The sequence below is a fragment of the Streptomyces sp. NPDC093071 genome (assembly GCF_044754545.1).
Lineage (GTDB): Bacteria > Actinomycetota > Actinomycetes > Streptomycetales > Streptomycetaceae > Streptomyces.
The window spans coordinates 427,841-446,203 of sequence record NZ_JBIVPH010000001.1; the positions used below are offsets into that span (position 1 = coordinate 427,841).

General features: G+C 73.8%; 16 protein-coding genes and 1 tRNA gene. 10 read left to right on the forward strand and 7 right to left on the reverse strand.

Going from position 1 to position 18,363, the window contains the following annotated elements; translation table 11 throughout:
• The first annotated feature begins 18 nt into the window (after window positions 1-18).
• The 6 genes from ACIQD7_RS01725 to ACIQD7_RS01750 all read left to right on the forward strand — a co-directional run bounded on the left by ACIQD7_RS01725 (window position 19) and on the right by ACIQD7_RS01750 (window position 6,157).
• A complete protein-coding gene (locus ACIQD7_RS01725) occupies window positions 19-1,020 on the forward strand; it encodes a GDP-mannose 4,6-dehydratase (RefSeq protein ID WP_121833860.1) in 1,002 nt (333 codons plus the stop codon).
• A gap of 31 nt (window positions 1,021-1,051) precedes the next feature.
• A complete protein-coding gene (locus ACIQD7_RS01730; protein ID WP_121833861.1) occupies window positions 1,052-1,765 on the forward strand; it encodes a nucleotidyltransferase family protein in 714 nt (237 codons plus the stop codon).
• 6 nt (window positions 1,766-1,771) lie between these two features.
• Window positions 1,772-2,719 (forward strand): NAD-dependent epimerase/dehydratase family protein, encoded by a 948-nt coding sequence (locus ACIQD7_RS01735; protein WP_402438543.1) that lies wholly within the window; start codon window positions 1,772-1,774, stop codon window positions 2,717-2,719.
• On the forward strand, window positions 2,716-3,378 hold the full coding sequence (locus ACIQD7_RS01740; RefSeq protein ID WP_402438545.1) for a spherulation-specific family 4 protein: 663 nt from the start codon (window positions 2,716-2,718) through the stop codon (window positions 3,376-3,378). The genes ACIQD7_RS01735 and ACIQD7_RS01740 overlap by 4 nt, the downstream gene beginning before the upstream one ends.
• Window positions 3,375-4,376: an endo alpha-1,4 polygalactosaminidase gene (locus ACIQD7_RS01745; protein ID WP_402438547.1), complete on the forward strand. Its 1,002-nt coding sequence runs from the start codon at window positions 3,375-3,377 to the stop codon at window positions 4,374-4,376. Before ACIQD7_RS01740 ends, ACIQD7_RS01745 begins: the two co-directional genes overlap by 4 nt.
• Before the next feature lie 62 nt (window positions 4,377-4,438).
• On the forward strand, window positions 4,439-6,157 hold the full coding sequence (locus ACIQD7_RS01750) for a hypothetical protein (protein ID WP_402438549.1): 1,719 nt from the start codon (window positions 4,439-4,441) through the stop codon (window positions 6,155-6,157).
• Here the strand turns inward: ACIQD7_RS01750 and ACIQD7_RS01755 are convergent.
• The gene (locus ACIQD7_RS01755; RefSeq protein WP_402438551.1) at window positions 6,154-8,292 is read right to left on the reverse strand and encodes an ATP-binding protein; all 2,139 of its coding nucleotides are present in this window, start codon (window positions 8,290-8,292) and stop codon (window positions 6,154-6,156) included. The two genes, ACIQD7_RS01750 and ACIQD7_RS01755, sit on opposite strands and share 4 nt — an antisense overlap.
• A 361-nt stretch (window positions 8,293-8,653) precedes the next feature.
• On the opposite strand from ACIQD7_RS01755, the gene ACIQD7_RS01760 reads away from it, so the two are divergent.
• From ACIQD7_RS01760 to ACIQD7_RS01770, 3 genes are read left to right on the forward strand one after another with little or no spacing between them, the layout of a single operon-like run.
• Entirely contained in the window at window positions 8,654-9,214 is a 561-nt protein-coding gene (locus ACIQD7_RS01760) for a (2Fe-2S)-binding protein (RefSeq protein WP_402439679.1), read from the forward strand.
• Entirely contained in the window at window positions 9,211-10,206 is a 996-nt protein-coding gene (locus tag ACIQD7_RS01765; RefSeq protein ID WP_402438553.1) for an FAD binding domain-containing protein, read from the forward strand. The genes ACIQD7_RS01760 and ACIQD7_RS01765 overlap by 4 nt, the downstream gene beginning before the upstream one ends.
• A 34-nt stretch (window positions 10,207-10,240) precedes the next feature.
• A complete protein-coding gene (locus ACIQD7_RS01770) occupies window positions 10,241-12,340 on the forward strand; it encodes a xanthine dehydrogenase family protein molybdopterin-binding subunit (protein ID WP_402438555.1) in 2,100 nt (699 codons plus the stop codon).
• A 78-nt stretch (window positions 12,341-12,418) separates the two neighbouring features.
• On the opposite strand, the gene ACIQD7_RS01775 is transcribed toward ACIQD7_RS01770, so the two are convergent.
• Window positions 12,419-12,495, reverse strand: a tRNA-Pro gene (locus ACIQD7_RS01775).
• Between the two features lie 472 nt (window positions 12,496-12,967).
• Between ACIQD7_RS01775 and ACIQD7_RS01780 the strand changes: the two genes are divergently transcribed.
• Window positions 12,968-14,176: an acyl-CoA dehydrogenase family protein gene (locus tag ACIQD7_RS01780; protein WP_402438557.1), complete on the forward strand. Its 1,209-nt coding sequence runs from the start codon at window positions 12,968-12,970 to the stop codon at window positions 14,174-14,176.
• 165 nt (window positions 14,177-14,341) lie between these two features.
• On the opposite strand, the gene ACIQD7_RS01785 is transcribed toward ACIQD7_RS01780, so the two are convergent.
• The 5 genes from ACIQD7_RS01785 to ACIQD7_RS01805 are packed head-to-tail and all read right to left on the reverse strand — an operon-like array spanning window position 14,342 to window position 18,313.
• Window positions 14,342-14,914, reverse strand: coding sequence for a GAF domain-containing protein (locus ACIQD7_RS01785; protein ID WP_121829548.1), 573 nt, complete (start codon window positions 14,912-14,914; stop codon window positions 14,342-14,344).
• Window positions 14,911-15,534 (reverse strand): ATP/GTP-binding protein, encoded by a 624-nt coding sequence (locus ACIQD7_RS01790; protein WP_121829549.1) that lies wholly within the window; start codon window positions 15,532-15,534, stop codon window positions 14,911-14,913. The genes ACIQD7_RS01785 and ACIQD7_RS01790 overlap by 4 nt, the downstream gene beginning before the upstream one ends.
• The gene (locus tag ACIQD7_RS01795) at window positions 15,512-15,883 is read right to left on the reverse strand and encodes a DUF742 domain-containing protein (protein WP_073812833.1); all 372 of its coding nucleotides are present in this window, start codon (window positions 15,881-15,883) and stop codon (window positions 15,512-15,514) included. The genes ACIQD7_RS01790 and ACIQD7_RS01795 overlap by 23 nt, the downstream gene beginning before the upstream one ends.
• Window positions 15,884-15,885: 2 nt before the next feature.
• The gene (locus ACIQD7_RS01800; protein WP_030215496.1) at window positions 15,886-16,320 is read right to left on the reverse strand and encodes a roadblock/LC7 domain-containing protein; all 435 of its coding nucleotides are present in this window, start codon (window positions 16,318-16,320) and stop codon (window positions 15,886-15,888) included.
• Window positions 16,321-16,327: 7 nt separating this feature from the next.
• Entirely contained in the window at window positions 16,328-18,313 is a 1,986-nt protein-coding gene (locus tag ACIQD7_RS01805; protein WP_402438561.1) for an ATP-binding protein, read from the reverse strand.
• Window positions 18,314-18,363 lie beyond the last annotated feature (50 nt).

Sequence of the window (18,363 nt, forward strand, 5' to 3'; positions counted from 1 at the left end):
GTCGAAAGGACCGAAGAGTTGACCTCCGCACCGCTCGCCGCCGTCACCGGAGCCGAAGGATTCATCGGCTCGCACCTCACGGAGGCGCTCGTCGCCTCCGGCCACCGGGTCAGGGCCATGGCCCAGTACAACTCGTTCTCCTCGTACGGCTGGCTGGAGACCCTCTCCCCCGACGTCCTCGACCAGGTGGAGATCGTGCTCGGCGACGTCCGCGACCCGGGCTCGGTGCGCGGCCTGCTCGACGGCGCCGACTGCGCCTACCACCTGGCCGCGCTCATCGCGATCCCGTACTCCTACCAGGCGCCGCACAGTTACGTGGACACCAACGTGACCGGCACCCTGAACGTCCTCGAAGCCGTGCGCGCCCTGGGCACGCCCCGCCTGGTGCACACCTCGACCAGCGAGACGTACGGCACGGCGCAGACGGTCCCGATCACCGAGGACCACCCGATCAACACCCAGTCGCCGTACGCCGCGTCGAAGGCGGGCGGCGACCGGCTCGCGGACAGCTACCACGCCAGCTTCGGCACCCCGGTGGTGACGCTCCGCCCGTTCAACACCTTCGGCCCCCGGCAGTCGATGCGGGCCGTGATCCCCACCGTCATCGGCCAGGTGGCGGCCGGGGAGCGCACCCTCACCCTCGGGGACCTGCGCCCCACCCGGGACTTCACCTACGTGAAGGACACCGCGCGGGCGTTCCTCACGGTGGGCACGGCCCCGGCGGAGGACGTCGTGGGCCGCACCTTCAACGCGGGCACCGGCGGGGAGATCTCCGTCGGCGACCTGGTCGCGCTGATCGGGAAGGTCATGGACACCCCGCTCGACGTCCGCGAGGACCCGGCGCGGCTGCGTCCGGCCGACTCCGAGGTGATGCGGCTGGTCGCGGACGCCTCCCGGCTGACCGCGGCGACCGGCTGGGAGCCGGGCCACTCCCTGGAGGAGGGCCTCGCGCGGACCGCCGAGTGGTTCACCGACCCCGCGAACCTGGCCCGCTACAAGACCGGCATCTACAACATCTGACCCGTCCGGCACGTCCCGCAGGAGGTATGCCATGCACGCTGTGATCCTGGCCGGTGGAAAGGGCGTCCGGCTGCGGCCGTACACCACCGCGCTGCCCAAACCGCTCGTCCCCATCGGCGACGAGCACGCGATCCTGGAGATCGTGCTGCGCCAGCTGTCGCAGGCCGGCTTCACTCACTGCACCCTCGCCATCGGGCACCTGGGCGAGATCATCCGCGCCTACGTGGGCGACGGTTCGCAGTGGGGCCTCAGCATCGACTACGCCACCGAGGAGAACCCGCTCGGCACCATGGGCCCGCTGCTCAACCTGCGCGACCGGCTGCCGGAGCACTTCCTCGTCATGAACGGCGACGTGCTCACCGACCTCGACTACGCCGACGTGCTGAACCGGCACGAGGTGTCGGGCGCGCCGCTGACCATCGCCACGTACGCCCGCAAGGTGCACATCGACTTCGGGGTGCTGACCACCGACGACAGCCGGGTGGTCGCCTTCACCGAGAAGCCGAGCATCGACTACCGGGTGTCCATGGGGGTCTACGGCGTCTCGCGGAAGACCCTCGACGCCTACACCCCGGGGCTCCCCCTCGGCTTCGACGAGCTGGTGCTCGACCTGCTCGCCGCCGAGACCCCGCCGCACGCCTACGACTTCGACGGCTACTGGCTGGACATCGGCCGTCCCGACGACTACGACCGGGCCAACGCGGAGTTCACCAGCCGCAAGTCCCTCCTGCTCAAGGGAGCCTGAACAGCAATGCGGATCCTCGTCCTCGGCGCCGGCGGATACCTGGGCGGCCACGTCACCGAGCGGCTGCGCGCGCTGCCGGGCGCGCGGGTGCTCGTCGGCGGCCGTTCCCCGGGGGCCGACGTCGCCGTCGACCTCGCCTCCGACCGCCCCTACCTGCTGGCGGGGGCGCTCGCGAAGGCGGCGCCCGACGCCGTGGTCAACTGCGCGGGCGCGACCGGCGGCGACGCCGTCACCCTCGCGGAGGTGAACGCGCGCGGGCCCGCCGCGCTGTGCGCGGCCCTGCGCGAGGCCGCCCCCGGGGCCCGGCTCGTCCATCTGGGGTCGGCCGCCGAGTACGGCCCGGGGACGCCCGGCCTGCGGGTGGCGGAGTCGGAGCCGTGCGCCCCGGCGGGGCCGTACGGCGCGACCAAGCTGGCGGGCACGGTGGCGGTGACGTCCTCGGGCCTGGACGCGGTGGTGCTGCGGGTGGGGAATCCCGTGGGTGCCGGGGCGCCGGTCACGGGCCTGCCGGGCCGGGTGGCCGCGCTGCTCGCCGAGGCCGAGTCGGCGTCCTGGGACGGGCCGGAGGGGGAACTGCGGCTCGGCGACCTCTCCGCGTACCGCGACTTCGTGGACGTACGGGACGTGGCGCGGGCGGTGGAGCTGGCGGCGACCGCGCCCGGTCCGCTGCCGCCCGTCCTGAACGTGGGCGGCGGCGAGGCCCTGCCCGTACGGGAGTTGGTGCGGCGGCTCGCGGACGCGGCCGGGTTCCGGGGCCGGATCGTGGAGGCGGTCGGGGACGGGGACGGCGGCGGTTCGGAGCGGTCCGCGCGGGTGTCCTGGCAGTGCTCGGACATCGGCGCGGCCGGCGCCGCCCTGGGCTGGGGCCCGGTCCACTCCCTCGACGCGTCGCTCGCGGCGCTGTGGGAGGCCCGGTCCCGCTCCTTCGTGCCCGGCGAGGTGGCGGCGCCGTGAGCCTGCTGATCCCGCTGTACGTCCATCCCGCCGAGGACCCGGACGCCTGGCACCGGCTGATCACCGGGGCCGCGCACACGTACGCCGTCGTGCTCAACCCGGCGAGCGGCCCCGGGGACGCGCCGGACCCGGCGTTCGCGGCCGCGGCCCGCGCGCTGCGGTCCGCGGGGGCCCGGCTGCTGGGCTACGTGGACACGGACTACGGGATGCGCGACACGGAGGTCATCGCGGAGGAGGCGCTGCGGCACCGGGAGTGGTACGGGGTGGACGGCTGTTTCCTGGACCAGACGACGGCGGGGCGCGACGGACTGCCGGCCTGCCGGCGCACGGTGCGCGCGCTGCGCCGGGAGGGCATCTCTCCCGTGGTCATCAACCCGGGGGTCCATCCCGCCCCCGGCTACGTGCGGCTCGCGGACCTGACGGTGACCTTCGAGGGCCACTGGTCGACGTACGTCTCGACGTTCAGCCGCCCGTCGTGGACGGCCCGGCTGCCGTCCGAGCGCCTCTGTCACCTGGTGTACGGGGTGCCCGCCCCGCTCGTCCCGCTGGCCGTGCGCACCGCGCGGGAGCGGGGCGCGGGGGTCTGCGGCCCGGTGACGGGGGAACCGCCGAACCCCTGGTCGGGGCTAACCCCGGCCCTGGCGGAGGCGGACCGATGAGGTGGCGGCCGGGCACGGCCCCGGCGGCCGTGCTCCTGGTCCTGGTGACCGCCCTGGCGGGCTGCTCGGGCGGTGCGGAGGGACCGGCCGAGGGCGCGGGAGGAGACACGCGTACGACCACGGGCCCTTCCGCGACCGCCCGGCCGACGACCCCCGCGCCCACCCCCACGACCGGCACCCCGACACCGTCCCGCCCACCCGGCTCCGCGACGGGCCCCGCGCCGGGCCCCACCACCCCCCGGCCCACCACCGACCGCCCCGCACCGGACCGCACGCCCACCCGCCGCCCCGCGTCCGGCGCGCGCTGGCAGCCGCGCCCCGGCCTGGCCTGGCAGTGGCAGCTCGACGGCAGGGTGGACCCGTCCGTGAACGTGCCGGTGTACGACATCGACGGCTTCGAGAACAGCGCGGCCGACGTGGCCCGGCTGCACCGGGACGGGCGCAAGGTGATCTGCTACGTCAACGTGGGCGCGTGGGAGGACTACCGCCCCGACAAGGACGCTTTCCCGGAGTCCGTCCTGGGCGGCCCGAACGGCTGGCACGGCGAACGCTGGCTGGACATCCGCCGCCTCGACGTCCTGCGGCCCCTGATGGAGCGCCGGTTCGACATGTGCCGCGACAAGGGCTTCGACGCGGTGGAACCGGACCTGGTGGAGGGCTACGGCAACGACACCGGGTTCCCCCTGACGGCGGACGACCAGCTCCGCTACAACCGCATGATCGCGGACATCGCCCACGAGCGCGGTCTGGCGGTGGGCCTCAAGAACGACCTCCACCAGATCCCGCTGCTCGTGGACCACTTCGACTTCGCGGTCAACGAGGAGTGCGCCCAGTTCGACGAGTGCGGTCTGCTCGAACCCTTCATCGCGGCGGGCAAGGCGGTCTTCCACGTGGAGTACGAGGAGGCCCCGGCCCACTTCTGCCCCCGGTCCCGTTCCCTCCGCCTGTCGTCGATGCTGAAGAACCCGGAACTGGACGTGTGGCGGAAGCCCTGCTGACCGGGACGGTTAAGGTGTCTCCGCGACGACACCACGCCCGCCGCTCGCCCAGGAGGTCATGAGTGGGGCCAGCCGAACCCCCGCCGATACGCGTACCGGTCGGGGAGGGATCCCCCCGCTGGACGAGCCGCACCGTCCGGCGCCGGGTCCTGCTGGTGGTCCACAACGCCACCTCGGCGGGCCGGCTCCTCGACCTCCTGCCCCTCTTCCACGACGACTTCCGCGTCCAGCTCCTGGTCACGTCCACGGGTTCCTCCGCGTTCCAGAGCGGCATCCGGGAGATCTTCGCCGAGCTGGAACTCCCGGTCCTGCCGTGGGAACAGGCGCTGGCGACGCGGGTGGATCTGGCGATCTCGGCGAGTTTCGGGGGTGAACTCGCGGGGATCCAGGGGCAGTTGTCGGTCATCTCACACGGTGTCGGATATACTAAGAGACTGGGCACGCCGGGAGCCGGGAGCCGGGAGCCGACGTTCGGGTTGTCGCCGGAGTGGCTTCTGGCCGACGGGCGGCCGTTCGTCGACGGCTTCGTCCTGTCCCACCCGGAGCAGTTGGAGCGACTGGCCCGCACCTGCGCCGAGGCGGTGCCCTCCGCCGTACTGGCCGGTGACCCCTGCTTCGACCGGATGCTCGCGGCCCGCCCGTACCGGGACAGGTTCCGACGGGCCCTGGGGGTGCGTCGCGGGCAGCGGCTCGTCGTCCTGAACTCCACCTGGAACCCCGAGGGGTTCTTCGGCAGCGGCGGCCGGGACGTCCTGCCCGGCCTGCTGCCCCGGCTCGCCGCCGAACTGCCCGCCGACGACTACCGGCTGGCCGCCGTCCTCCACCCGAACATCTGGCACGGGCACGGCCCCGGCCAGATCCGGGCGTGGCTGGACCGGGCCCGGCGCGGCGGGCTGACCCTGATCGACCCCGTCCACGGTTGGCGGCAGGCGCTCCTCGCCGCGGACCTGGTCCTCGGGGACTTCGGGGCGGTGACCTACTACTCCGCGGCCCTCGGCATCGCCGTGCTCCTGGCGGCGGACGGACGGGAGAAGCTCGATCCCGAGGCGCCGCTCGCGGAGTTCGTACGGCGCGCGCCCCGGCTCGACCCGTACGCTCCCCTGCGCCCGCAGGTGGAAGGGGCCCTGAACGAGCACCGCCCGGACCCCGGACCCGCCGGGTTCGTCACCTCGGACCCGGGCCGGTCGGCCGCGCTGCTGCGCCGGCACTTCTACGCGCTGATGGATCTCCCCGAGCCCGCCGCCCCCGCGTCCCTGGAGCCGCTGCCGCTCCCTCCGTACGATCCGCCGAGGCCGACCGCTCCCCTGTACGTGCGGACGCGCGTCCACGGGACCGGCATCACGATCGAGCGCTCCACGGAGCAGCCGTACGACGCGGCCGGAACCGCCCACCTCGCCGTGCACGAGGACACCCGCCACCCCGGGGACCTGGAGACGGCGGACGTGATCACCCGCGACGGGCGGCCGGACGATCCGCGCCTGGGCGGCCCGGACCTGTGGACCGCCGAAGTGCTGCGGGAGCATCCGCACTGCGCGGCGGCGGTGTACGTGACCGGGCCGGACGCCTGCACCATGCGCACCCGGGACCACGGCGCGTTCCGGCTGACCGCCGGCGCCGGGGCGGACGCGGACCCGGCGGCGTACGCGTCCTCGCTGTACGCCTGGCTGGCGCACGGCGGGACGGTCCCCCCGGACGGGGTCACGCTCCGGACGCGCACGGCGGGCGGCGCGCACCCCTTCTTCGTGGAGGGCGGGGATTCGCGGCGAGCGGCCGATGGCTAGCCGGCCGCGCCCCCGCAGCGTCTCCGCAGACCGGCCAGGTACCGGAGGTGCGGAGCGGCGGCCGGGGTGAGCAGGGCCTCCGCGTCGGCGATCCGCTTCAGGGCCTCTCCGTCGTCGCCCGCCTCGTGCAGCGTCTCCGCGAGGTCCGTGAGGGCGCGGGCCCGGTTGTACGGCTCCGCGGGCCGCTCCTCCGTTCCCGCGAAGAAGTCGACGGCGCGCTCCAGCAGACGGCGGGAGTCGTCGAGGCGGCCCATGCCGCGCAGGGCCCGTCCCTGGTGGCGCTCCACCAGGGCGAGGGCCCGGGGCAGGTCCGCCGCGCCTTCGTGGTGTTCCTGGCCGGAAGTGATCCTTCGGTAGACGCTCTCGGCCTCGACGAACCTCTCGTACGCCTCCTCGTACAGCCACCGGTTCAGGCACAGCAGTCCGAGGAGTTCCACGGACGAGGCCTCGCCCCGCAGGTGCCGGGCCGCCCGCTCGTAGGTGACGGCGGCGCGCGCCGCGCGGTTCGCCTGCTCCCAGCGGCCCAGCTCGCCCAGGCAGTGCGCGAGCTGGAAGTGCAGCGCTCCGGCCATCCGCGCGTCCGCCTCGTTCTCCTCGGCGCACCGGGCCGCGGCACGGAGCGCCGGGAGCACCTCGTCCCAGTGCCCGGCCTTCAGCTGCAGCGGCCACAGGGTGCGGGCGAGCCGCAGGGCGGTGGTGATCCGCCGATGGTCCTCGGCCACGGACACGGCGTGGACCACGTTGGCCGCCTCGGCCGCGAGCACCGCGATGCCGTCCGTCTCCCCGCCGGGCGCCGCCGCCGGGTCCTCCGGCGGGGGCTCGGTCCGCCAGCTCGTCGGCAGGGCGGCGTGCGCCGCGCGCAGGGCCCGGTCCAAGAGTGCGTCGAGCACCCGGGCCACGGCGTCCGAGCACTCCTGGGCTCCGTATTCGGAGGCGGCGTCGGCCAATTGGCGCCTGACCTCGGGCCGGAAGCGGTAGCGCAGGTCGGGGAGGCGTTCCAGGAGGTCGGCGTCCGCCGCCTCGGCGAGCATCCGGGCCGCCCGCTCCTCGTCGAGGCCCGCGGCGGCGGCCGCGATCCCGGCGCTGACGGACGGCCAGCCGCCCAGTGCCGTGAGCCGGCAGAGCCGTACCGTCCCCGGGTCGAGCAGGAGCGAGGCGTGCTCGGCGGTGGCGCGCACCGGATGGTGCCGCCAGGCCCCGGCGCCCCGGTCCGGGGCGGCCCCGCCCGCGGCGAGCAGCCGCGCCTCGGCGTGGAGGGCGAACGGATTGCCCCGGCAGCGGTCGAGCAGTTCGGGCAGCTCCGCCTTGACGCGCGCGGCGTTCTCCGGGCCTGCCACCTTCCGCACCATCTGCTTCGCGTACCGGTCGCTCAGCGGCGGCACGGAGACGCGCTCCGCCTCCAGGAGGAGGGGCGGGCCGGACACGACGACGAGCAGGAGGACGTCGGGAGTGGCCGGTACGAGGCCTCGGACCTGGGCCAGGGAGGTGGCGTGGTCGATCACCACCAGTATCCTGCGGTCCACGGTGAGCTGCCGGTAGAGCCGCTCCCGCTCCGCTTCGGCGGTCGGCGTCCGGTCGGGATCGACGCCCATCTCCCCCAGCAGCCGCAGCAGCACGGCGGCCGGTTCCGGTCCGCTCTCCCCGGCCGATCCGCGCAGGTCGACGTAGAACTGTCCGTCGGGAAAGCGGTCGCGGCTCTCGGCGCCGAGGCGGAGGGCCACGGAAGTGGTGCCGCTGCCGGGCGGCCCGGAGAGGAGCGCGACCCGGGGCCGCCCCTCCCAGGGGCGGTTCGCCTCCCCGAGGAGCCGCTTCAGCACCTTCCGGTGGTTGGTGAACGCCCGGGGAGCGGGGGGCATACCGGCGCCGGACGGGGCGTCGATCCGCTCCTGGCCGCTCTCCACGAGCAGCGCCCACTCGTCGGCCCGCCCGGGATCGTGGGCCAGCCTCGCGTACAGCCTTCCGGCCAGTTCCCGGCGGTCCTCGGCACCGGCCGGGAGCGGGGTCTCCCGTCCGAGCGTCCTCCTCACGAGGGCGCCCGCCGACAGGGCCAGGTTCTTGCCGACCTCTCCCGCGGCCCCGTTCCCCACTCCCAGCAAGAACGTGGTGAGCGCACTGAGCGCCACGACCTCCAACACGCCGGCCCCTCCCCCTGGTCGCCCGTCCGCCTCTGGCCGGACTGTATCGCCGTGACTCGGGCGCACGGAAACATTCAGGCCTCCGTGGTTTCCCCCGTCGACGCGAGAACTTCCCTCCCCGACGCGAGACATGCGGCGCTGTGGCGGTCCCGGGGGAAAGTCAGGGGGAAAGGTCCGGTGGAAATCAGGGCGGCGGCCCGCGTCGGCCGCGCCCCGGATGTGTCACCTCCGTGGGCCGGGGCCGCCCGCCGGATCGGGAGGCCGTCGCGGAGACCGGCCGCATGGCTCACGACAGGCGGGGCAGACGCCCCTCGCATACCGTCGACGAAGGCGAAGACGAGGAGGAGACCCCGTGGAACCCGTGGACCGGACCACACCGCCGGGCGAGGCCCCGGACGTCGCTCCCGAGACCGCTTCGCGCCTCACCCTGCGGGTCAACGGCACGGCCCACGCCCTCACCGTCGACAACCGCACCACCCTTCTGGACGCGCTGCGCGACCACCTCGACCTCACCGGGTCGAAGAAGGGGTGCGACCACGGGCAGTGCGGGGCCTGCACCGTCCTCCTCGACGGGCGGCGCGTGAACGGCTGTCTGCTGCTCGCCGTCGCCTGCGCGGGCGCGTCCGTCACCACGGTCGAGGGCCTCGCCGACGGCGACCGGCTCCATCCGGTCCAGGAGGCGTTCGTCGCCCGGGACGCCCTGCAGTGCGGCTACTGCACCCCCGGACAGATCTGCTCGGCCGTCGCCCTCCTCGACGAGGCCGCCGCCGGGCAGCCGTCGTACGTGACGCCGCCGGAGCGGCCGGCGGACGGCCCGGTGTCCCTCACCCCGGAGGAGATCCGCGAGCGCATGAGCGGGAACATCTGCCGCTGCGGCGCCTATCCGAACATCGTCGACGCGATCGAGGAGGCCGCGCGGTGAAGCCCTTCGCGTACGTCAGGCCGGAGCGCACCGAGGAGGCGATCGACCGGTTCGCCGCCCAGCCCGGCGCCCGGTTCCTCGCGGGCGGGACCAACCTCGTGGACCTGATGAAACTGGGGGTCGCGGGCCCGCCGCTGCTCATCGACATCAACGGGCTGCCGCTCGACGCCGTCGAGGAGACCCGGGCGGGCGGTCTGCACGTCGGCGCGACCGCGCGCAACAGCGACGTCGCGGCCCATCCGCTCGTGCGCGCCCGCTACCCCGTCCTCTCGCAGGCCCTCCTGGCCGGCGCCTCCCCCCAGCTGCGCAACGCGGCTACCACCGGGGGCAACCTGCTCCAGCGCACCCGCTGCCCGTACTTCCAGGACGCGTCGAAGCCCTGCAACAAGCGCCTGCCCGGTTCCGGCTGTCCCGCCAGGGAGGGCGTCCACCGCGATCTGGCGGTGCTCGGCCACTCGGCCCACTGCGTCGCCACGCACCCGTCGGACATGGCGGTCGCCCTCGCCGCCCTGGACGCGGAGGTCCTGCTGCGCGGGCCGTCGGGTAGCAGGACGGTGCCGGTCGCGGAGTTCCACCGGCTGCCCGGCGACCGCCCGGACCGGGACACCGTCATCGAGGACGGCGAGCTGATCACCGGCGTGACGCTGCCCCCGCCCCCGCCCGGCGCGCGCGGCGCCTACCGCAAGGCCCGCGACCGCGCCTCGTACGCCTTCGCGCTCGCCTCCGTCGCCGCCGTCCTGACCGTCGAGGACGGGCGGATCGGTCACGCGGCCCTCGCCTTCGGCGGCCTCGCCCACAAGCCCTGGCGGGCCCGCGCGGCGGAGGAGGTGCTACGCGGCGCCCCGGCGACCGCCGAGACGTACCGGCGGGCCGCCGACGCCGAGCTGGCCGCCGCCGAGCCGCTGCGCGACAACGGCTTCAAGGTGCCCCTCGCCCGCAACCTCGCCGTGAGCGTGCTGCACGGCCTCGCGTCCCGCGCCGACACGGCCTGACTCCCCGACCGCCCACCACAGGAGGCACCGCGCCATGACCAGCCAGCTCGTGCGGCCGACGACGGGAGCCGTCCGTCGCGACGCCCGGCAGAAGGTGACGGGCGAGGCCCGCTACGCCGTCGACCGGACGCCGCCCGGCTGCCTCCACGCCTGCCCCGTGCCCGCCACCGTGGCCCGCGGCCGGGTCACCGCCGTGCACGCCGACGCGGTCCTGAAGCTCCCCGGCGTGCGCGCCGTGCTCACCCACGAGAACGCGCCCCGCCTCGGCGAGGCGGACGACCCGACGCTGCTGCTGCTCCAGGACGACCGGGTCCCGCACCGCGGCTGGTACGTGGCCGTCGTCGTCGCCGACACGCCGGAGATCGCGCGGGAGGCCGCCGAGGCCCTCGGCGTCGACTACGCGGCCGAGGACCACGACGTCCTGCTGCGCGCCGACCACCCGGACCTCTACACGCCGGAGGAGGCCAACGGCGGCCATCCGGCCGTGCGCGAGCGCGGCGACTTCGCCGCGGCCTTCGCCGCCGCTCCGGTACGGCTCGACGCCACGTACTCCATGAGCGCCCTGCACAACCATCCGATGGAGCCCCACGCGTCCACGGCCCACTGGGAGGACGGCGGGCTGACCGTGTACGACTCCAGCCAGGGGGCGTCGACGGTCCGGGACGTCCTCGCGGGCCTCTTCGGGCTGCCCCCGGAGCGGGTCACGGTCGTCTCCGCCTTCGTCGGCGGCGGCTTCGGCTCGAAGGGCACGCCCCGGCCCCCGTGCGTCCTCGCCGCGATGGCCTCCCGGCACACCGGCCGCCCGGTGCGCCTGGTCCTGCCCCGCCGCGAGCTGGCGGCGGTGGTGGGGCACCGCGCGCCCACCGTCCAGCGGGTGCGGATCGGCGCGTCCGGCGAGGGCGTGATCGGCGCCCTCTCCCACGAGGTCGTCACCCAGACGTCGGTGGTGAAGGAGTTCGTGGAGCAGGCCGCCGTCCCGGCCCGCGCCATGTACACCTCCCCCCACAGCTTCACCGGTCACCGGGTGGTGGCCCTGGACGTGCCGTCGCCGTCGTGGATGCGCGCCCCGGGCGAGGCCTCCGGCATGTACGCCCTGGAGTCGGCGATGGACGAGCTGGCCGGGGCGGCGGGCGTCGACCCGGTGGAGCTGCGGCTGCGCAACGAGCCCGACGCGGAGCCCGACAGCGGGAAGCCGTTCAGCAGCCGGGGTCTCGCCGCGTGTCTGCGGGAGGGCGCGCGGCGCTTCGGCTGGGAGGGCCGCGACCCCCGGCCGGGCGTCCGCCGCGACGGGGACCTGCTGTGGGGCACGGGCGTCGCCTCGGCCACCTATCCCGTCCTCCTGAGTCCGTCGAAGGCCTCGGCGCACGCCGGTCCGGACGGGCGGTACACCGTACGGGTCGACGCCACCGACATCGGTACGGGCGCGCGTACCGTCCTGGCGCAGATCGCCGCCGAGGCCCTCGGCGTCCCGCTCGATTCCGTGGGGGTCGAGCTGGGCAGCAGCGGTCTGCCCGACGCCCCGGTCGCGGGCGGCTCCTCCGGCACGGGTTCCTGGGGCTGGGCCGTGCACAAGGCCTGTACGGCCCTGCGCGAGAAGCTGGCCGGCCGCTCGGGCCCGCTGCCGTCCGGGGGCGTCGCCGCCGAGGCGGACACCGAGGAGGAGACGGGGCAGGAATCCCCGTACGCCCGTCACGCGTTCGGCGCCCACTTCGCGGAGGTCCGCGTCGACACCGTCACCGGCGAGGTCCGGGTGAGCCGGCTGCTCGGCGTGTACGCGGCGGGGCGGATCCTCAACTCCCGTACGGCCCGATCCCAGTTCATCGGCGGGATGACGATGGGGCTCGGCATGGCGCTGACCGAGCACAGCACCATGGACCCCGCCTTCGGCGACTACACCGAGCGCGACCTGGCCTCCTACCACGTGCCGGCCTGCGCCGACGTGCCGGAGATCCAGGCGCACTGGCTGGACGAGCACGACCCCCATCTCAATCCGATGGGGAGCAAGGGCATCGGGGAGATCGGCATCGTCGGCACGGCCGCGGCGATCGCCAACGCCGTCCACCATGCGACCGGCGTGCGCCTGCGCGAGCTGCCCCTGACCCCGGACCGGCTCCTGCCCCACCTGCCGGCCTGAGGGCGCGGTCGGTCCCGGGACGCACGAAAGGCCGCCCTCCCATGGATGAGAGAACGGCCTCCGACCCGCGTTTCCGCGTGGTCGGGACGACAGGATTTGAACCTGCGACCCCTTGACCCCCAGTCAAGTGCGCTACCAAGCTGCGCCACGTCCCGATGCCCATCTGACCTGGGGTTTTCCCCTGGCCGAACGCGCATGAGAACAATACCGCACTTTCCCGGATGGTCACGAACCCCTTTCCCGGCGCCCCCGGGCGACGCGGACGGGAGGGGGCGGGGAGGGGCGGATGAGAGGACGGAATGCCGCTCTTCTGCGGAGGAAAGCGCTCATGTGGCGAAGAAAACGGCCTCGCCACCCTTTGTCCAGACCTTTCTTGCCCCTGGCATGTGGCAGAAACATGCCCACGTGCACGGGGCCCGGATAGGGCCGAGCAGGCCAAGTCCACCCGAAACATAGTCGAACTCAATCGTCAACCGCTCCTGTTTCAGACAAACTTCGTTCCGTTATTGATCCATCACAGAAAGATCAACACCATGAAGAGGTCGGCCTGTTCGGGACGGGACCACTGCCGATGCACCACCTGATCGGACAACCCGCCGATCAGGCGTTTCGCGGGAGGGACTCGTCATGGACAGCTACTTCAGCAGCAGGCTGCATCGCGACCTCAGGCAGACGGTCCGGGACTTCGCGGAGCGCGAGGTCCGGCCGCGCATAGCCGAGATGGAGGCGTCCCGTACGGTCCACCACGAGCTGTCCCGGCTGATCGCCGAGCAGGGCTGGCTGGGTGCGACGATCAGCCCCGAGTACGGCGGCATGGGCGCCGGCCACCTGGCCAAGACCATCATCATCGAGGAGCTCTCCCGGGTCAGCGGCGCCATGGGCGCCATGGTCCAGGCCTCCCAGCTGGGCACCGCCAAGATCGTCCACTTCGGCAGCGACGAGCAGCGCAAGACCTGGCTCCCGGCGATCGCCGCCGGTGAGTGCCTGCCGACCATCGCGGTCACCGAGCCCGACGCCGGCGGTCACGTCCTCGGCATGACCGCCAGCGCGGTCCGGGACGGCGACGACTACGTCCTCAACGGCAGCAAGGTCTACGTCGGCAACAGCCACGTGGGCGATCTGCACGGCGTCGTGGTCAGGACCGGTCCCGGCTCGAAGGGACTCAGTGCGTTTCTGGTCGAATCCGATCGGCCGGGTTTCAGGACCGGTCCGCAGCAGACGGCCATGGGGCTCCACGGCTTCAGCTTCGGCGAGCTGATCTTCGAGAACTGCCGGGTGCCGGCCGCCAACCGGCTCGGCGACGAGGGCGACGGCCTCTCCGTCGCGTACTCCTCCAGCGTGCTGTACGGGCGGGCCAACCTCACCGCCGTCTCGCTCGGCATCCACCAGGCGATCCTGGAGGAGACCACCCGCTTCGCCTCCGAGCGCATCCGCTACGGGAAGCCGCTCCACGACCTCCCCACGGTCAAGCTGAAGCTGGGCCAGATGCAGTCCCGGCTCATGACCGCCCGGCTGGCCGCGTACCACGCCGTGCACCTGCTCGACCAGGGCCTCTCCTGCGACGCCGAGCTGATGAACGCCAAGCTCGTCAACGTCGAGTCGGCGCTCGACTCCGGCCGCAACGCCATGGAGATCCACGCCGCCGCCGGTCTCTTCACGGACCGGGCCATCGAGCGGTACCTCCGGGACGCGCACCACATCTTCGCCCCCGCCGGCACCTCCGACATCCAGCTCCTGCGGCTGGCCGAGGTCGCCCTCGGGCAGGACAAGGGCAGCTGGTCGGAGCGGCTGTCCGAGCTGGTCCGCACGCCGGAGCCGGAGCCGCTGTCCGTCTGATCCGCGCACGGCACCGACCTCGTACGGTTCCGATCCCCGTACGGCTCCGATCCCCGTACGACGCCGATCCGCGTATGGCACCGACCGTGTACCGCTCCCCGACGGGCCGGGGCCCGGTACGGTCATCGCCGTACCGGGCCCCGGCCCGTCGTCGTGCGCCCGCGGTCAGAGACCGCCGTCCTCACGGCGGTTGATCTGCTCCATCAGCTCCGCGGCCATCGCCTTGATCGTCTCCAGGCCGGCACGTCCCCACGGGCGCACGTCGGTGTCGACCACGCAGATGGTGCCGAGCGCGACCCCGGTGCGGTCGATCAGCGGCGCCCCCATGTAGGAGCGGATGCCGATCTCGTCCACGACGGGGTTGCCCGCGAAGCGCGGGTAGTCGCAGACGTCCTCCAGGACGAGCGCCTTGCGCCGCACCACCACGTGCGGGCAGTAGCCGTGGTCACGGGCCATGAAGCGGCCGACGCCGCCCGCGCCCGCGGCGGCGGCGCCCAGGTCGCTGCCGGAGTGGGTCCCCTCGGGGGTGTGGAGGCCCGCGAAGAACTGCCGGTTCTCGTCGATGAAGTTGACCATCGAGAACGGGGCGCCGGTCATCTCGGCGAGCCGGTGCGCGAAGTCGTCGAACGCCGGCTCCGGCCGCTCCCCCAGACCCAGTTCGCGCAGCCGTCGCACCCGGGCCGGCGCGTCCTTGTCGTTCGGGGTCAGCAGGAGGTGACCGGTCGGGTCGTAGGTCATGGCGTGGCTCCGTAGCTCGGCACGGTGTCCGGGAGGGTGGTGAGCAGGTACTGGACGAGGGTGAGCAGGGTGCTGATGCCGGAGCTGGAGATCCGGGCGTCGCAGAGGACGACCGGCACGTCCGGGTCGAGGTCGAGCGCGGACCGCACCTCGTCCGGCTCGTAGCGGTGGGAGCCGTCGAACTCGTTGATCGCGACGACGAAGCGGATCCCCCGCCGCTCGAAGAAGTCGACGGCGGCGAAGCACTCCTGGAGCCTGCGGGTGTCGGCGAGGACGACCGCACCGAGCGCGCCCTCGGAGAGCTCGTCCCACATGAACCAGAAGCGCTCCTGGCCGGGGGTGCCGAAGAGGTACAGCACGTGGTTGTTGTCGAGCGTGATGCGGCCGAAGTCCATGGCGACGGTGGTCGTGGTCTTGGACTCCACGCCCTCCAGGCTGTCGGTGGCCGCGCTGACCGAGGTCAGCAGCTCCTCGGTGCTCAGCGGTTCGATCTCGCTGACGGCGCCCACGAGGGTCGTCTTGCCCACGCCGAATCCGCCCGCCACCAGGATCTTGACCGCGGTGGGGAAGGAGTCGGTCGCGAGGCTCTCGTGACGCTCAGAGCCGTTGTCGTAGGCCATCGAGCACTGCCTCCAGCAAGGAACGGTCGGTTGGGTTGGCGTGGAAGCGGGGCGCCCGGGCGGTGAGCGCCCCGCAGTCCACGAGGTCGGAGAGCAGGACCTTGGTGACGACGGCCGGCAGCCTCAAGTGCGCCGCGATCTCGGCCACCGAGGTGGGCCCGTCGCACAGCCCGAGGGCCAGGCTGTGCTCGGGGCCCATGTGTGCCTGGGGGGACGAACCGGTCGCCATCACCATCGACAGCAGGTCGAGGGCGGTGGTGGGCTTGGTCCGGCCGCCGCTGACGGTGTACGGACGGATCAGCCGGCCGGCCGCGTCGTCGAGCCAGGGTCCTTCCTGAGGGGACGTCACGATTACTGCCCGAAGCCGCCGAGGGCGCCGGCTGCCTGCCGGGCGGGAGTGACCAGATAGGGCCGGACGCTCTTGACGAGCATCGCCATCTCGTAACCGAGGACGGCGGCGTCCGCCTCGCGCCCGGCGAGGACGGCCAGGCAGGTGCCGGAGCCGGCGGTGGAGACGAACAGGAGGGTGGAGTCCAGCTCCACGACCACCTGGCGGACCTCGCCGCCGTCGCCGAAGCGGGCGCCCGCGCTCCGGCCGAGCGAGTACAGGCCGGAGGCGAGCGCCGCCATGTGGTCGGCGGCGTCGGGGTCGAGTCCGTGGACGGATTTGACGAGGCCGTCGGAGGAGAGCAGAACGGCGTTGCGGGTGTACGGGACCCGCTGGACCAGTCCGCTCAGCAGCCAGTCGAGGTCCGAGGAATGGCCGGTCGGCGCATTGCTCGCCATGGTGCATCTACTCCTTGTGGGGGTCGCCGGGACGCGGCGACTCATGGGGGGCGGGCTGGGATTCCGCGAGCCCGATGCCGCGCTGGAACGCGGCCATCAGACCCGGATCGTGCAGGGCGTGCTCCTCGGTCCTGCGGACGGCGGGTTCCTCGCGCAGCTGCGGGACGAGGTGCTCCTGGGCGCGCCGCTTGGGAAGCAGAGGACGGCCGTTGTCCTCGGCGGGGGGTGCCGGGGGCAGCGGCGAGACCAGGGAGGGCGGCGGGCCGGCGTGTCCGGTGTCGGCCGGACGGTCCGGGACCGCGGGGGTGTGGCCGGTGTCGCCGTACCCGCCGTGCCGCTCGGTCGTACGGGGGTACGCGTGCGAGCCGGTGGCGTGGGTGTCCTCGTGGCGGACGGCGGTCGGCTCCGGGGAGGGCGGGGACGCCGGGGCGTGGGAGGGGGACGCTCCGTCGAGCAGTGCGGGCGCGGGGGCCTGCGGGTGGGAGGGGACGGGGGACGGGACGGTGGGCGACGGAGTCTGGTACGGCGAGACCTGAGCCGGTACGGGGGCCGGGTGCCGGCCCGGGTCCGGCGCGTGGACCGGGGCCTGGGCGGGCGCGTGGGCCGGGTTCTGGGCCGGTGCCTGCTGCGGGGCCGTGACGGCGGGCTGGGCCGGGGGCTGGGGCTGCAGCTGCACCTGGCCGGGCGGGATCGCCGAGGATCCCGCGGTCGCCGCGGCCTGGCGCTCGTGCTGGGCGAGGCCCTCCGGGTCGGCGCCGAGGAGGCCCTGCGGGAGGACGAGCACGGCCTGGACGCCGCCGTAGATGTTGGACTGGAGGCGTACGGCGATGCCGTGCCGCCGGGCGAGGGCCGAGACGACGAAGAGTCCGATGCGGCCGTCCTGGAGCAGGTGCGAGACGTTGACCTGGTCGGGGTCGGACAGCAGGGCGTTCATCTTGCTCTGCTCGGCGGCGGGCATACCGAGTCCGCGGTCCTCGACCTCGATCGCGAGGCCCGCCGTGACGTACTGGGCGCGCAGCAGCACCGTGGTGTGCGGCGCGGAGAACAGCGTCGCGTTCTCGACGAGTTCGGCGAGGAGGTGGATGACGTCGGCCACGGCATGGCCCCGGAGCGTACCGTCGATCGGGGGGACGAGCTTCACGCGCGGGTACTGCTCGACCTCGGCGATGGAGGAGCGGAGGACCTCGGTCATGGTGACCGGGTTCGACCACTGGCGGCGGGAGATGGCGCCGCCGAGCACGGCGAGGTTCTCGGCGTGGCGGCGGATGCGGGTGGCCAGGTGGTCGACGTGGAACAGGCCCTTGAGCAGCTCCGGGTCCTCGACCTCGTTCTCCAGCTCGTCGAGGAGCTGGATCTCGCGGTGGACCAGGGACTGGAGGCGCCGGGCGAGGTTGACGAAGACCTCGACCTTCTGTTCGTTGCCGACGCTGCTGGAGAGCCGGGACGCCTGGACGACGGAGGCGACGGCGGCTTCGTGAGAGCGCGTCAGTTCCTGCGAGAGGAGGTCGAATTCGTCACCTGTGGTGGACGCGGCCGCCGGGGCTGGGCGGGGCGGGACGCCCTCTCCCCTGCGCAACTGTTCGACGATCGCACGCAGTTCGCTCTGGCCCCGGGCGCTGGTGCGGCGCAGGGCGTTGCAGCGGTCGAGGACCGCCTTGGCGGCACGGTCGGCACCCAGGGCCGCGGCCGCGACGGAGGCGACGGTGAGGGCGGCGGCGCCGGTGAGCGCGGCCCAGAGGCCGGGGGTGGGGCTGGCTCCCGTGGAGCGGATGGTGAAGAGGACCGCTGCCGCGCCGCCGAGGGCCACCGCCACGGCGGGGAGCACGGAGGTGCGCAGGAGTTGGGGCCGTATGCGGGCTTCCGCGGGGAGGGGCGCGGGGGACTGCGCCGTGGGGTTGCTGCCGTTACCGGTGGCGGAGCGGGCGCCCGGCCGGCCGTGCCGCCCGCCCTCGCGTCGGTCGGAACGCGAGGCGGGTGCGCGAAGTTGAGACATGAGTGTCCTTGGTACGTGCCCAGGAGTCGGCGTACTGCGGGGAGCGTGCG

Bases quoted from the DNA above. Each gene is read 5' to 3' on its own strand.
- ACIQD7_RS01730 (WP_121833861.1), top strand. From the start codon at position 1,052: ATGCACGCTGTGATCCTGGCCGGTGGAAAGGGCGTCCGGCTGCGGCCG.
- ACIQD7_RS01735 (WP_402438543.1), top strand. From the start codon at position 1,772: ATGCGGATCCTCGTCCTCGGCGCCGGCGGATACCTGGGCGGCCACGTC.
- ACIQD7_RS01745 (WP_402438547.1), top strand. From the start codon at position 3,375: ATGAGGTGGCGGCCGGGCACGGCCCCGGCGGCCGTGCTCCTGGTCCTG.
- ACIQD7_RS01770 (WP_402438555.1), top strand. From the start codon at position 10,241: ATGACCAGCCAGCTCGTGCGGCCGACGACGGGAGCCGTCCGTCGCGAC.
- ACIQD7_RS01780 (WP_402438557.1), top strand. From the start codon at position 12,968: ATGGACAGCTACTTCAGCAGCAGGCTGCATCGCGACCTCAGGCAGACG.
- ACIQD7_RS01785 (WP_121829548.1), bottom strand. From the start codon at position 14,914: ATGACCTACGACCCGACCGGTCACCTCCTGCTGACCCCGAACGACAAG.
- ACIQD7_RS01790 (WP_121829549.1), bottom strand. From the start codon at position 15,534: ATGGCCTACGACAACGGCTCTGAGCGTCACGAGAGCCTCGCGACCGAC.
- ACIQD7_RS01800 (WP_030215496.1), bottom strand. From the start codon at position 16,320: ATGGCGAGCAATGCGCCGACCGGCCATTCCTCGGACCTCGACTGGCTG.
- ACIQD7_RS01805 (WP_402438561.1), bottom strand. From the start codon at position 18,313: ATGTCTCAACTTCGCGCACCCGCCTCGCGTTCCGACCGACGCGAGGGC.